Source organism: Pradoshia sp. Z4_20 (assembly GCF_058216035.1).
In genome coordinates this window covers 524820-539915 of the sequence record NZ_JBZAJD010000001.1, presented here as the reverse complement: position 1 = coordinate 539915, position 15096 = coordinate 524820, and the positions used below count along the sequence as shown (strand labels likewise).

The 15096-nt window shown below is 38.0% G+C and carries 14 protein-coding genes; 6 read left to right on the top strand and 8 right to left on the bottom strand.

Annotated elements, in window-relative coordinates; all coding sequences use genetic code 11:
- Positions 1-97: 97 nt before the first annotated feature.
- Positions 98-1033, bottom strand: coding sequence for a glycoside hydrolase family 113 (locus AC4BHP_RS02590; protein ID WP_140462073.1), 936 nt, complete (start codon positions 1031-1033; stop codon positions 98-100).
- Between the two features lie 455 nt (positions 1034-1488).
- Between AC4BHP_RS02590 and AC4BHP_RS02585 the strand changes: the two genes are divergently transcribed.
- Complete coding sequence (locus AC4BHP_RS02585) at positions 1489-2682, top strand: AGE family epimerase/isomerase (protein WP_066104561.1); 1194 nt, start codon at positions 1489-1491, stop codon at positions 2680-2682.
- 153 nt (positions 2683-2835) lie between these two features.
- A complete protein-coding gene (locus AC4BHP_RS02580; RefSeq protein WP_066104564.1) occupies positions 2836-3129 on the top strand; it encodes a hypothetical protein in 294 nt (97 codons plus the stop codon).
- Between the two features lie 423 nt (positions 3130-3552).
- Here the strand turns inward: AC4BHP_RS02580 and AC4BHP_RS02575 are convergent, their stop codons facing one another.
- The 4 genes from AC4BHP_RS02575 to AC4BHP_RS02560 all read right to left on the bottom strand — a co-directional run bounded on the left by AC4BHP_RS02575 (position 3553) and on the right by AC4BHP_RS02560 (position 9106).
- A complete protein-coding gene (locus AC4BHP_RS02575; protein WP_490551654.1) occupies positions 3553-4437 on the bottom strand; it encodes an ROK family protein in 885 nt (294 codons plus the stop codon).
- A 72-nt stretch (positions 4438-4509) separates the two neighbouring features.
- Entirely contained in the window at positions 4510-5901 is a 1392-nt protein-coding gene (locus tag AC4BHP_RS02570; RefSeq protein WP_490551198.1) for a glycoside hydrolase family 1 protein, read from the bottom strand.
- 21 nt (positions 5902-5922) lie between these two features.
- Positions 5923-8157 (bottom strand): alpha-galactosidase, encoded by a 2235-nt coding sequence (locus AC4BHP_RS02565; protein ID WP_490551197.1) that lies wholly within the window; start codon positions 8155-8157, stop codon positions 5923-5925.
- Entirely contained in the window at positions 8150-9106 is a 957-nt protein-coding gene (locus AC4BHP_RS02560; protein WP_490551196.1) for an acetylxylan esterase, read from the bottom strand. The genes AC4BHP_RS02565 and AC4BHP_RS02560 overlap by 8 nt, the downstream gene beginning before the upstream one ends.
- A gap of 509 nt (positions 9107-9615) precedes the next feature.
- Here AC4BHP_RS02560 and AC4BHP_RS02555 point away from each other — a divergent pair.
- The gene (locus AC4BHP_RS02555) at positions 9616-9807 is read left to right on the top strand and encodes a hypothetical protein (protein ID WP_490551195.1); all 192 of its coding nucleotides are present in this window, start codon (positions 9616-9618) and stop codon (positions 9805-9807) included.
- Positions 9764-10105, top strand: coding sequence for a GNAT family N-acetyltransferase (locus AC4BHP_RS02550; RefSeq protein WP_490551194.1), 342 nt, complete (start codon positions 9764-9766; stop codon positions 10103-10105). The genes AC4BHP_RS02555 and AC4BHP_RS02550 overlap by 44 nt, the downstream gene beginning before the upstream one ends.
- A 216-nt stretch (positions 10106-10321) precedes the next feature.
- Here the strand turns inward: AC4BHP_RS02550 and AC4BHP_RS02545 are convergent, their stop codons facing one another.
- Positions 10322-11401, bottom strand: coding sequence for a hypothetical protein (locus tag AC4BHP_RS02545; protein WP_066104585.1), 1080 nt, complete (start codon positions 11399-11401; stop codon positions 10322-10324).
- A gap of 386 nt (positions 11402-11787) precedes the next feature.
- Between AC4BHP_RS02545 and AC4BHP_RS02540 the strand changes: the two genes are divergently transcribed.
- Positions 11788-12183, top strand: coding sequence for a SpoIIAA family protein (locus AC4BHP_RS02540; protein WP_066104589.1), 396 nt, complete (start codon positions 11788-11790; stop codon positions 12181-12183).
- A 311-nt stretch (positions 12184-12494) separates the two neighbouring features.
- Entirely contained in the window at positions 12495-13229 is a 735-nt protein-coding gene (locus AC4BHP_RS02535; RefSeq protein ID WP_066104599.1) for a glucose 1-dehydrogenase, read from the top strand.
- Positions 13230-13313: 84 nt separating this feature from the next.
- Here the strand turns inward: AC4BHP_RS02535 and AC4BHP_RS02530 are convergent, their stop codons facing one another.
- Together AC4BHP_RS02530 and AC4BHP_RS02525 are read right to left on the bottom strand one after the other, a co-directional pair.
- On the bottom strand, positions 13314-14573 hold the full coding sequence (locus tag AC4BHP_RS02530) for a cytochrome P450 family protein (protein WP_066104602.1): 1260 nt from the start codon (positions 14571-14573) through the stop codon (positions 13314-13316).
- A gap of 409 nt (positions 14574-14982) precedes the next feature.
- On the bottom strand, positions 14983-15069 hold the full coding sequence (locus AC4BHP_RS02525) for a GH32 C-terminal domain-containing protein (protein ID WP_490551652.1): 87 nt from the start codon (positions 15067-15069) through the stop codon (positions 14983-14985).
- Between the last annotated feature and the right edge of the window lie 27 nt (positions 15070-15096).

Genomic DNA, 15096 nt, shown 5'->3' with positions numbered 1-15096 from the left:
TGTTTTAGTTTGTATAGTCTTTTATTACAAAAAAGTAATACTTTTGAAATGTTGTAACTTTTTATCAACAAAACAGACAATCTTTCAGTCTTGTAAATTAAAAGATTTCCTTATAATATCGATAAATAACTTTTTCTGCCGGCTTTCCATAGACAGCATAGTCCTGATCAGAATCTGCCTTTTCTATAGGATATAAATGAGCTTTCCAGTCCCATAAGGCAAATCCTTTTACCCAATCTCGCTTTACCGTTGTGCTAAACATCTTTTCGTACCACTCTTTTTGGACATTGACATCTGCTTTCCCTCTTAATGTCCAGTCATTTGGGAGCAAATCTCCACCCTCCCAGCTCGGACAGCCGGCTTCACAGAAGAAAAATGGTTTAGTGTGTTTCTTGACAACGCTTTCAATACGGTCAAGCTCTTGTTCCCATTTATCAATCGGATAATAACCGCTAGAAGAGATCACATCAACAGCGTCCCACCATTTTAGAATATCTTCTTGGTACTTATCGCAATTATAAGTAACAAGTCCACTGTACAGCTTCCGGACCTCATTTATTAAATCACGCCATTCCTTTTCACGGCGGTCTGCATTGACCATTTCACAGCCGACCACAAACATGGAACACTTCGTTTCTTCAGCTAGTTTCGCGTAATGAAGAATGAATTCATTGTAAGAGGCAAACCATTCAGACCATTTAGGCTCACACGGAACATCGGTATCAAAGAAATTAATATGGGCACGCCATGTCCCGTCCGAAACATTCACCATCGGTTTTAAAATAACCTTTAAACCCAGTGATTGTGCAAAATGGACCATCTCGATGATTTCTTCATCACTGACCACATTCGGATGTTCCCTCCAGTTAATTACAGTGGACTGGGGTCGATCTTGCTCTGCCACAACCGTTAAAACGACATGATCAATTCCGCATCTTTCTTTTAAAGATTTTAAAGACTGTTTTGCCTTCACATCCTCCCATTCTCCGCGCTTACTCATATAACCAAAGCTAAATCCCTTAATAAAATCCATCATATTCTCCTTTCAAATGATTTAACAAAATGTAACAAAAAGTAATATTAATAGATTGATAAGTATATACATTTGTTGTAAATTAATTATATATTTTCCATTTATTTTCGTAAAGAAAAATTAAAAAATTGAAAGTACGTGCAGATATGGATCATAAACAAGAATACTACCGTAAAATGCTTTACTTCACCATTCCAATCACGATTCAGTTATTAATCATCTCCAGTTTGAATATGATTTCGTCCAGACAAGTTTTCTTTTCATGTTGCTTGTTAAAAAGGAGTTTATTTCCTGGAAAATGATCAAAGAAAACCTAGAGCAGACGCTATATTAAGTTGCTATATATGCCCTTGCAAGCTCACATGAAATCATACGGGCTCTTCTCGGTGTAAAACGAACGTTATCTAAGAAATGGATCCAAAATATTGTCGAAGAACATGAGGAGGCTGTTCCAGTTGGAAAAGATTGAATTTAAAAAGGAATTAAACGAAAGAATTCTCCCCTTTTGGATGAAACTATTAGATTATGATAATGGCGGATCATATGGAATTCTAGATTATAATTTAACCATGCACAAAGATAGTCCTAAAGGAGGTGTGGTAGGAGCACGTCACCTGTGGAGCTACTCGGGCGCTTACCTTCTCACGAAAGATGAAAAATATTTGCGGGCCGCTGAGCATTCCTACCATTTCTTGATTAATGCGTTATGGGACCAAGAACATAAAGGAATCTATTGGCTTGTCGATCACCTTGGGCAGCCTCTCATCTCAACCAAGCACATCTATGCACAAAGCTTTGCTATTTATGGACTTAGTGAATATGTCAAGGCATCTGACAATAAGGAAGCCTTAACCTATGCCATTGATCTTTTTCATCTTCTTGAAGATACATGTTTTTCTACTACATACGGAGGTTACAAAGAGGAATTTACACAGGACTGGATACAGACCGAGCATCATCTGCTGAATGAAGGTGCTAATGCTGTTTTTACTACTAACAGTCATCTTCACCTATTAGAAGCCTATACAAATTTATATAGTGTTTGGCCTGATAGGCAGCTGTTGAGCAAAATCAATTATCTGTTGGATTTGTTTTATTCAAAAATCTATCACCCTACAGAACATGTTTGCAGAGTCGCTTTTGATGAAAACTGGCAGTCTACAAAAGAGGCGTACTCCTACGGCCATGATATCGAAACGAGCTGGCTCTTAACCGAAACCCTACATATAACCGGTCTTGACCGGCCAGATATTGTAGAAATGAATAAGCAGATTGCTTACAAGGTTGCAGTTGAAGGCATTGATCCGGATGGATCTATCTATGATGCTAAAAAAGAGGGAAACATACATAAGACAAGGATTTGGTGGGCGCAGGCAGAGGCAGTTATCGGCTTTTATAATGCTTATCAGCTTACTAAAGATGAACAATTTATCCAACTCAGCGAACGTGCTTGGACGTATATTCAGAAAAAGATTCACGACCCTCGTACGGGAGGAGAATGGTTCTCAAGGATAGATGAGCACGGAGAGGTAATCTCCTCACTCAGAAATGATCAATACCAAACACCTGAAAATATCGCTGACTCCTGGAAAGGATTTTATCATAACGGCCGCATGTGTTATGAGCTAATAAAAAGACTTCCAGAATAAATAAACGGCTCTGTTTAAGCAGAGCCTTATTTTATCCCTCTTCATTAATATTAGCTCAATTAGTATAGTTGTATAACCTTAAAAAATGGTAAACTATTACAGTGAAGTTAATTTAGAACTGATAGTTCCTGAAATGATCTATGGGGGAAAAATATGAATTCTATTATGAAAAATATTATAAGCTTGTTCTTTGAAAAAGCTGAACATCCAGTTAAACCTCTTATGTATGCACAAATTACTGTATGGATTGGCATGGGTATTGCTTCGTTTCCAGTGTTGTATACTAGTCGATTTTATTGGATGTATCTTATGCTTGGAACTAGCTTCCTATTAAATGGTATAGAAAATTATCTAGTAAAAGAAACAAATCGTAGAGGCTACTTAATTTGGTTTATTTGTGCACTACTCTTTTATTTGATAGCAGCGGAAGACTATTTCTTCATCTAGCTAATTGTTCGATTAAGAAATGAAAGAGAATTTGTTTAAAGGTAAATGTTTTGCTCCAAATCAATCATTTTTAATTAGGAGTTAAAAGAAGATGAGACATAGAAGGAGAAATAGAAACGGCTTTTTTAAAGAATCCCTGTTTGAGATCATTGGTGAAATAATTTGGGAGATTTTAATGTTTATACCAAGGATGATCATTCGCTTTATAAGTAATATTTTTGATTAACCTATTTACCATAGGTACTAAATTGAGGTCATCAAGTATACTTGAACGTGTTTGCGAAGCATTTCACTTAAACAATCAGATGGACATGAATAAACAAATGAGACCAAAAACATTTCTCCTTTACTAACCCTTCGCAATAACCTTTATAAACAGGGCCAAATAAAAATCCTGCATGGTATAGATGCAGGATTTGTTTGTTATTTGCTTTCGCCGTGATTTAGTTGATAATTGTATACTGCTCCAATAAGATTGGCATCATTTTTAAACTTGCAAATAGCAATGTCTGGAACAATTTTTGCAATTTGTACCTTATCTAATATTTCCTTAAATTTACGGTGTAATTGTGGAATCAAATCTGGTTTAGCCGAGACTCCCCCGCCAATAATAATTTTTTCAGGGTCATAGCTGTACTGTAAGTTATAGATTCCTTGTGCCAGGCTATAATAGAACTTTTCTGTTTCCTCTATTGCTATTTTGTCACCCTGCTCCGCCAGTTCAAATACTTCTTTTCCGCTAATTTTTCCGCTTGGCAGATTGAACCGTTTCGCATAGCGGACAGCCATTTTGACCGGGCTTGCTAATGTACTGAAGGTCTCATCGTGGTTCAGAAGCATATACCCAAATTCTCCACCAAAAAGATGTTTCCCATGATGAATCTTCCCGTCGACAATTACGGAACCGCCAATACCCGTGCCGACTACTACAAAAATAATATCTTTCAGCCCCTTCGCTGCACCCTTCCAAACTTCTGCAAGCGCTGCACAATTCGCATCATTTTCCATGGAAATGGGGCAACCGAATAGCTCTGTTAGCTCAGGGTAAATCTCAAAGTCATGAAGATAGGGAACAGCACTTGCTCCTTCCACGACTCCTCTTCTTTGATTGACAGCTCCAGGTGAACTGATTGCAACTCCCTCAATCATGAACTGATTAGCAAATTTCTGTTTAACCTGCAATAAGGATGTTTTCATTTCCTCCCATGTAGATGGAGTGATAAATGATCCTTTATCTACTATTTCTTCCTTATCCCAAACCGCATACTTTACAGCCGAACCGCCAATATCAAAAACAAGTAATGACATGATTTTCACTTCCTGCTCCCTTGGAATAATCAGTTCCGTTATTCTATATAAATTAGGTGCTTGATCAATCACTTACTTTAATCCATTATTTTCACTAACTTCTTTAATCCAATAACCCGATTTCTTGATGGTCTTCACCTGCGTATGGATGTTATTCGAAATAAATCCATAACGGTTACGGTACGCATTCTTCCATGACCAGCAGTCAATAGGTGTCCATAAATGATAACCATAGCAATTTGACCCTTCTTCTATTCCTTTATGGATCCATTCTAGATGCTCCTCAATGAATTCAATCCGATAATCATCCTCAATCATGCCTTCATCATTCAGGAAACGTTCCTCACGTGAAACACCCATTCCGTTTTCAGACACAAACCACTCGATATTTTTATAATTATCACGAATATTGATGGCGATATCATACAACGCCTTCGGATAGATCTCCCATCCTTTGTCCACATTCATCCTTCTGCCAGGCATATCATAATGATCATAATAACGGTCAGGCATCCAATCGGCTGTACTGTTTGGTGAGATATCCGGCGCCTTTACGCGAGACGGATGATAGAAATTAACACCAAGGGTATCAATCGTATTTGCCTTCAAAATCGCCAGTTCTTCCTCCGTTGATTCCCAAATCACTTTATCTTTTGTTAAAATCTCAACCAATTGTGCCGGGAATTCTCCATATATAGCCGCATTTAAGAACATCTCATTGCGCCATAGATCCGCAATTTTCCCTGCTTTTACGTCTTCTTCCTTATTGCATGCCGGGTAGGATGGAGTCAGGTTGAGAATGATTCCAATTTTTGCACCCTGATTATGAAGACCCAACTCCCTGAAAACCTTAATCGCTTTAGCAGAAGCCAGATTTAAGTTATACGCAACTTGGACTGCCTTTTTTCCATCAACCACCTTTGGATAATGGAATTGATATAAATACTGGCCGTCCACAATGACCATCGGCTCGTTAAAAGTAAACCAGTACTTAACGCGGTCGCCAAACAGCTCAAAGCATTTGCCCGCAAACTTAGCAAACAAGTCAACTACATGCTTTGATTCCCAGCCGCCATACTTCTTGTATAGCTCAACCGGAAGGTCAAAATGGTGGAGTGCCATAACAGGCGTGATTCCTTGCTTAATGAACTCATTAATCACATCATTATAATAGCGAACACCATCCTCGTTGACAGTCGCTGTTTCAAAATCGTCAATCAATCTTGTCCATTGAATTGAGGTCCGGACAGAATTGAGACCAATTTCCTTCATTAATTGAATATCTTTTACATAACTATTGTAGAAATTGGAGGCGGTATCAGGTCCAACCTGTTTGTAAAACTCCTCGGGTTCCAATTCGTACCAGTAATCAAATACATTTGCATGTTTTTTATTAAATCTACCTTCACTTTGGGGACCAGAGGTAGCTGCACCCCACCAAAAATTATCCGGAAACTTTTTCATGATTGCCTCTCTCCTAAACAGTTAGTTTATTGAATTCAAATAAAATAGTTTGCTATTGTAATCCTTCGTTTTCTCTCTGGACCAAAATTCATCCGCTTTTCCGGTAAAGTTTTCTCCGAAAAGAAGACCGATTTGCATTAAATCATCGCCAAACCTTTTCCCGTCTCCATTGATTTGGTACATTTTGTCCTCTGCCAATCCTTTTAGCTTTAATCGTTCATATGGACGATTTGGCTTTGATAAAACCTCATAATAGCCAACAATCGCCTCCGTTTGATCCTTTGAAACAACCATCCATGCCGTTTCATTGTTGGTAAACGGACTTAATAACCGGAAAAATGTCCCTTGCTGGATCAAAGCGCGATGCTGCTTGAAAAAGGTAATATCCTTCTTAATCTGGTCCTTTTCCTCCTCCGATAGAAGGGTAATATCCAGCTCATATCCAAATGTACCGAAGAAGGCAACATTAGCGCGCATTTCCATGCTTGTTGTCCTTCCCACCTGATGATTCGGAACAGCAGATACATGACTGCCAATACTGGATAATGGATAAACGAATAAAGTTCCATATTGAATTTTTAACCGTTCAACTGCATCTGTATCATCACTTGCCCAGCCTTGAGGTGCATAGTAGAGCATCCCTGGATCGAAACGTCCTCCACCGCCTGCACAGGATTCGAATAATATATCAGGATACTTCGCTATCAGCCTCTCGTATAAGGAGTAAACACCTAAAATGTAACGATGCCATACCTCTCCTTGCTGATCCGCCGGCAATGCTATGGAATAGGCCTCTGATATATAGCGGTTCATATCCCATTTGATGTAGTCAATTTGACAGTCTGATAGAATCGCATCCATTTGTTCGTATACATTTTCGACTACTTCAGATCGGGAAAAGTCCAGGACAAACTGATTTCGGCCGTGAGATAGTCTCTTGCCCGGAACCTGGATTAGCCAGTCTGGATGTTCTTTAAATAGCTTAGTATCCTTGCAGACCATTTCCGGTTCAAACCATAGACCAAACTTTAATCCCAAGGCGTGTATCTTTTCTGATAACCCCTTCATTCCATTAGGCAATTTAGCACTATTAACAAACCAATCCCCTAATGAAGAGCTATCATCATTACGCTGACCAAACCAGCCGTCATCAAGGACGAACAGCTCCATTCCAAGCTCAGCACCACTACGTGCAATCTCAAGAATTTTTTCTTCATTAAAATCAAAATAGGTCGCTTCCCAGTTGTTAATAAGAATCGGACGTTCTTTATCCCTCCAAACTCCCCTCGCCAATCGAGTACGATAAAGGTCGTGCAATGCCTGACTCATTTCGTTTAAACCAGAGTCAGAATAAACCAGTACGGCTTCTGGTGTTTGGAAACTTTCACCCTGCTTCAGCTTCCATGCGAATTGGAATGGATTAATGCCCATCATCGCTCTTGTTACTTTGTATGTATCCACCTCAATCTGGGCGAGAAAATTACCGCTGTAAATTAAACTGAAGCCATATGCCTCACCGGCATGCTCCGTTGTCTCGGGTCGAACCAACGCCATAAATGGGTTATGAGCATGACTGCTTGCTCCACGTGTACTGGAAATCGATTGGACGCCTGTTATAACCGGTTTCCTTTCAAGATGATTTTCGCGGGTCCAGGCACCATTTAAGTGAATCAATTCAAAATTATCATCTGAAAAATCGATGCTTAAGCTCATCGCTGTTTCAAGCTCGTAGTCTTCAGAACCATTATTCGTAAATTTAGCACTTCTGGCAATAACCGGCCGATCTTTATAAATCGTATAGAATATATATAATGTCAGCTCAGAATACGCATCCTTCAGCAGAATTTCGAGCGTCTCTGCCTCCTCAGGAGATTCCGTATATGTAGCCGGCAGACCATCAAGGACTGGTTTCCCTTCCATGACTCGATAATCTGCATATTCAAAACGACTGATTCTGTCACCCGCTGGATAGCGAACCTGCTGTGCTGGGTAGCGAAAATCCGAGGTACCAAAACCAGGATACTCTTGTCTGATATGTTCCAGTGATGAAGTATGATCACCCTCAAACTGATTATTCGATGGACGTACTTCTCTTTCCATTAAAAAGTCGAAGTTTTCCTGATGACGAATACTTTTCCCAAAATATAAATGCTCCAGCTGATTGATTTGGTCCATCACGCGGAATAAATAACTTACTTTACTGTTTGATAGATGAAACTCAAGCTTGTTTTTATTTACTTTAATCAATTTATTCATATAATAGGAACCCCTTTACGCGGTCACCAAGCTTCGGCAAATATTCGTGACCATATTCCGGAAAGATAATCATTTCCTTTGGCGAAGTGATTTGATTGTAGACCGCAAATTGCTGGGCTGGATAACAAACATCATCCTCAAGGGCAATCGCCCATTTTACTTCCGCCTTAATTCGCGGTGCAAAGTGTTGCAAATCTATGTATTCAAGAGTGTTGAAGAATTCATCTTCACGCTCATGCATCGGATCACGGAAACGAAACCAATAATGAAGTTCCTCATAGGCAGAAGAAGTAATATTAAATTCAAAAGCTTTACGGTAATCACTTAAAAATGGATATTGCGCAACAACCTTTTTCACTCTTGGTTCCAACGCTGCACAAATCAATGATAGAGCTCCGCCCTGTGAGGCACCCTGAATATATATTTCCTCTTCATTGACCTCATCCATCGACATTAAAATTCTGGCAGCCTGTACAGTATCAAGAAATACAGAACGGAAATACAAACTTTCCGGCCCTTCTTCGACACCGCGGATGATGAGTCCCTTCATCGTTGTTCCTTTTACTTTAGAGTTGTTCTCAGAAAGCCCGCCCTGTCCGCGGCAATCCATAGCAAGGACAGAAAAGCCTTCAGCAGCCCAGCTTACTTTATCGCCAAAATCACCACTGTCTCCATGATATCCATGGAACATAAGCATTCCGGGTATTTTTCCATTTACTTGTTTCGGACAAACATATTGGCATCTCACCCTTGCTCCTTCAACACCAATAAAATACAAATTATAAAAATCAGCGACTCGGGAAGGAATTTCAACTCTCTCCAATTCATAATCCACTGGAAGCCGTTCAAGCTCTTCCAGTTGTTTATCCCAAAATTCATCAAAATTCGCAGGTTTTATTCCACTTCCAAGATAATTCTGATATTGATGGATGACTTTTTCTGCTTTCATAAGAACACCCCTTCTTTTGGTATCGCTTTCATTATAAAGAATATACAAAATTATGTAAATGTATATATTTTATGAAAATATGTAAATCCTTTTAAATTTAATTCTACTAGTAAAATAGACTTATCATTTTACATAAAATATTCACATTTTACTTGTTAGTATGGCTGAACAGAGGATTAAACAGTAATGGCGGAGAATAAGTTATCTAGTAAAATGCAACAAAATAATCTAAGGATGGGAGATAAACTTGGCTTTTAATGATACTTTTAGATTTGGTTCTCATGCCATCATATTTAATTCGGAGGGTCATGTCCTTCTATTAAGTTAAAGCCTAAGTCATTATATATATATTCACTACTAACAGAGCATTGTTACAAGTAGGATTAATATCCCTTTCTGTTGAACTCTTTATGTTGCTAAGATACAGTTTAGTGCAATTAGAATAGAGGTCTTAATAACCTTAAAATCAAAAAGAAAATATAAACCGTATAAATACAAGGAGATATACTTTGAGAAAAATTAGGGAAGCAACAAAAGAGGATATGATAGAAATTTATAAGATGGGCTATGATGTTTGGGGAGATAAATTACCATTTAAAGAATATATAACTATGTGTGAAAACTCTAGTAAGTATAAAAAGGGGAAATGGTACGTTCTTGAAGCAACAGGAGCAATTATTAAGCTCCCTCGTCGTATATGAACTAAATCTTTCTGGAAAACAAGTTGTAAAAGGTATTGGTTCAATTGTTACTCCTTTTTATTTAAGAAAAAACGGATATGCTACTACTTTGGTCAATAAAACAATAAATAAATTAGAACAGGATGATAACTGTAATAACTTTTTCCTTTATAGTGATATTGGGATAGACTTTTACAAAAGATTAGGTTTTGTTGTTCTACCAAATGATAGTCAAAAATATGAAGACAGCATTTGCATGTATTATTCGAAGAAAAATGTTTTCGCCACGCTATCACTTGATATTCCTGACTACTTCTAAATACCTCCTTATTATGCTAACGACTGCAGAGGCACAAGCAGACAGCGGTATGCTATCTCTCTTTTTTCATTAACAACAATGTTTACGAATAGAGCCTTCTCAAAACAAAAATACCCCAAAAGTGAACTGCCCCCCAATTGTTAGACACACGTTTAACAATTGGGGGTGCAGTTCACTCTAACTTTCGGGGTGAAACATCATTCTACTGAGCTGTTTTTATTCTTCTATCTTAATTGACCATTTTCCATCGGCTTTGACTACAATCGCAAAATCACCGTTTTCCAGTTTATTGCGGGTGGAGCCGCTATAGTTTCCTATTTCATTGACAAGTAAGCCCGTTCCATTAATACGAACGATAAAATTAGAGGATCCCTGATGTGTGGATGTAAATTTATAGTTTCCGCCGCCGGCTCTTACAAAAACAACATCATCCCCTTCTCCACTGATTTCAGTTGGAAGTTCAGCTGGGGTTGGTGGAATTTGCTGACTTATAGAGAAATTCCAGTTACCAGATGCCTTAATATCTAAATAATAGTTACCAGTCGTATTAATCATGGCAAACGTCTTTCCTTTGTAGCTGCCAATCTCGTTGACTAACAATTCTACATTATTGCCTGCTTCATCCATCAATTTCACAATGAAGTTACTACCGCCAGTGTAGTTTCCTTCAAAAACGGCAAATCCAGCTTGCAGATTAATCATATCTGTTGATTCATCACCTGAACCGCTTAGTTTTATTTTGGACTCTTCATAGATTTTTTCCTTTGCAGCCAACTCAGCTGCCTCAGCTTCTTTTACTAATCTGTCTGCATAGGATTTAGCTTCTTCGTTACTCGCAAATGATTCAACTGACAGCACTTTCGAATAGTCCGTTCCTACTACCACGTATCCATCTGTCGCTTTTAATACATGTCCTTCATTTCCATTTCCAATTGAGTAGGTCTCTCCTGTTTCCACGTTCAATTGATCTTGCTCTATTTGCTTATAATCCTGATAATCCATCCCTTTTTGAATGGCATTTTTTACATCTGCTACGGCAGAAGGAGCAATCTCTTCCTTTTGCTCTTCTTTTGCTGTTTCTTGCTTTTCATCCGTTACGGTTGCCTCTGTTTCCACTGGAGCTTCTTCCAGCTCATCTGAACTGTTCATTGCACCAACCATAAACACGACAAACATGATTGCAGCCATTTTAAGATGTTTCTTTGCCTTACCTGTTTTTCGTAAGCCGGAAATCACTGACAAAATCAAATAAACTATAAATGCTAAAAAACCAGCCATACCGATAAACATAAACACTGTACATATCTCCAATCTATGATGTTATTTATAGGTTAATCCTGCCAAGGTATATGGCAATATACCTGTCACCTCTATTGTTTTACTAACGCTTCCTTTACCACTTGGATTTTTAGAGGCCTAAATACCTTTTCGCTTCTATTCCATGCCAAGAATCCATGTTACGGTCGAGCGTTAAAACTAAAGAATAGATAAAAAAATTGTTATATCACTTTATATAGTCCAAGTTACCCGCCCTTCTAATTGATTTATCAGTATAAAATACCTAAAATTTGCTCATATGTATTATGATGGTTTTTTCAAGTATCTGTAAATAGTAAATTATTGGTTTGACATTGTTCTACAGGGGAATTGTGTAATAAAACGATGCATAAGGAGGAATAGAAATGCTAACATTTTTACCAAGTAAGGATCCTTCTACTATCGCAGTAGAAATGTACGGGAAATCGACTGAAGAAGATGCACGTAAATTAGATAACTTTGTAAAAGAAAATTTATTGGATGGTAAGGAATTTAATTTACTAGCTGTCATTGAAAACGTTGATGGAGCCAGCCTTAAAGGTCTGGCAGAAGGAATCAAATTCGATACAAAACGAATGAATCAATTTAACAAGATTGCAATTGTAGCAGATCAGAGTTGGTCCAATATGATTGCAACGCTCAGTAATTTGGTACCGGGCATTGAAGCTAAGCATTTTGACTCCGATCAGCTGGATGATGCTTGGAATTGGATACTCGGATATAGACAACTCAGTGACGATCCGACAAATGTCATTCTTTAAAATAGCCAGTAATTAACTCCCTACAGTTTTTTAGGGAGTTATTTTGGTTGTGTTATTAATCTATTAGCTAGCCATACTTCGATTCAGTTATAAATTAACGATCCTTAAAAGAGAGTAATCTTCTACTATATTACTTTCTTTTTTCTAATGAAAGCAGTGCCTTCTTAACATTCGTCAAAAATGGATAAATTATGTAAATATAATGATATTTAATCCTAAATAATGGACAAACGGAACATTTATTTGGTAATTTATAAGTGTAGGATAATATGCCTAATACTAAATATTAGGCGCTGAGGGGGAATGCCATCATGGCACGTATGGAAGGTAAAGTTGCTATTATTACTGGAGCGGCTCAAGGTATGGGCGCGGCACATGCTCGTAGATTAGTAGAAGAAGGCGCTAAAGTAGTTTTAACAGACCTTAATGTAGAAAAAGGTCAAGCTACAGCTGCTGAACTTGGGGAAAACGCTTTATTTGTAAAACAAAATGTTACTAGTGCTGAAGATTGGGCAAAGGTTGTAGAAGAAGCGGAAAAAGCATTTGGAAAAGTCGATGTCTTAGTCAATAACGCTGGTATTACAATGGCAAAATCTATTTTAGACATGACTGAGGAAGATTATCGCCGTATCGTGGATATTAACCAACTTTCTGTATTCTTAGGAATGAAAGCAGTTATTCCAGCCATGCAAAAAGCTGGCGGTGGATCGATTGTTAATATCTCGTCTATGAACGGAATCGTTGCTGGTGCTATCGGTTATACAGATACTAAATTTGCAGTACGCGGTATGACAAAAGCAGCTGCAATCGAATGTGCAAATTACGGTATTCGTGTAAACTCTATTCACCCAGGTGTCATTGCTACACCAATGGTTGTACAAGAAGATACAAAAGCAGCCGTAGAAGCATTTGCTAAACACATTCCTCTTAAACGTGTGGCTCAATCTGAAGAAGTTTCTAACTTAGTGCTTTACTTGGCATCTGATGAGTCCAGCTACTCAACTGGCAGTGAATTCATCATTGATGGTGGTTTAACAGCACAATAAAACTTAAAGGCATTAATTTAATACTTATAACCAAAAAGCCAAAACCTTTTAAATCAAGGTCTTGGCTTTTTGCTATTATATATACTAAAAAGCAACAGGAAGTGAATCGATTCCTTTTGAGGAAAGGGCAAATTGCCATTGAATTTCCTCCTGAGGTACATTCAGTCTTAAGTCAGGAAAACGTTTTAATAGGGTAGTAAATGCAATATCTCCCTCTACTCTTGCAAGCGGAGCTCCTAAGCAGGTGTGGACACCATGTCCAAATGCTAGGTGATGATCTATTTTCCGCTTCACGTCTAACCCTTCTGAATCAGTAAATACTTCCTCATCTCGATTCGCGGCTTTTACCGTCACAAGAACCATATCTCCTTTTTTAATATTTTTGCCGCCTATCTCTACATCCTCTTTTGCAAAGCGTGGACCCACACTTGTAGATGGACCGTTGAAACGTAATAATTCCTCTACAGCTGATGGAACTAAACTTAGATCGCTTTTTAATGCTTCAAGTTGTTCAGGATGTTCAAACAACAACATCGATCCCGTTGCGATTAAGTTTGAGGTGGTTTCATGCCCAGCAAAAATTAATAAAGTAATCATTGAGATTAATTCTGATTCTTCAAGACGTTCTCCTTCTGCTTCAATCGCAATAAGCTGACTAATTAAATCATCAGAAGGATTGGCTCTCTTTTCTGCAACCAGGTTTTGGGTGTATTCTCCAAATTCCTGTAAATGGGCTGCTACAGTAGGGTCTTGTCTCCCCCAGCCCATCCCCTTCGCAATCGCGGAGGACCATATATTGAGTTTTTCACGATCTGCGTATGGCACCCCCAACATTTCAGAAATCACATTAATTGGTAATGGGTAAGCATAGTCTTTTACAAGATCCATTTCACCCTTAGATTGAACTTTATCAAGTAATTCATCTGCAATTTCTTGAATACGCGGTCGCAAGCCTTCCATATATCTTGGTGTAAATGCTTTTGAGACCAACATCCGTAATCTCCTATGGTCCATACCATCAACAAAAAGCATTGATTTGCCGGTAAAAAATGTGTCAGGTGCTGATGTATCTACCTCGCTATAAATTTTATCTCTAAAACCCTTTTCTCCATCAATAGAGGAAGGATCTACAGTAAATTGTTTATGATTTTTAAGGATTTGGACTGCCTCATCCATATGTACAACCATCCAAGCTTGACGATCTGCCTCTCCCAAAGGGTTGGGAATAGAAACGATAGGCCCAAGCTCGCGCATTTTTGCAAATACAGAAAATGGATCTTCATTACTCTTTCCACTTAATACACCCAGAACCTGGTTGGAAACCATTTCTTCTGTCTTATTCATCAATCTACCTTCCTTCCATCTTTTCTTTTAGCCTTACATATTCTTAATGATTGTAAGCTCTGATACAATACTCTATTTTTAGTACTCTAATTTGTGTACTATTTCTTAGGATACTATTACCCTGCTATAGAGTAAATGCGAGTAAAGTACTTTTTTAATATAGGTAGAATGAATGTGTAGCTTCAAAGAATCCCTTTCTGTCATATGCAAATATATCCCTTTTATAATAAATACTTTTTGCTCATCTAGACACAATGTCATGGGTGAAAAAACTTATATTTACAAAAAAAGACCTGCACAAAAGCCATAATAGGCATTTATACAAGTCATGATAAGGAAATTATTTAAGCAAGATCCCATTTCATCAAATCAAATCGTCCTTCTCTACTAAAAAGAATTTCTTTTTCTTTTAGCTTAGGGAAATAACGGCTGTGAATGTTTCTTCTCCTTCATTAATAAATATTTCTAATGAAGAGGTATCTATAAATATTTGCATCGTCTTTAGGCTATCCAGTTTACACGT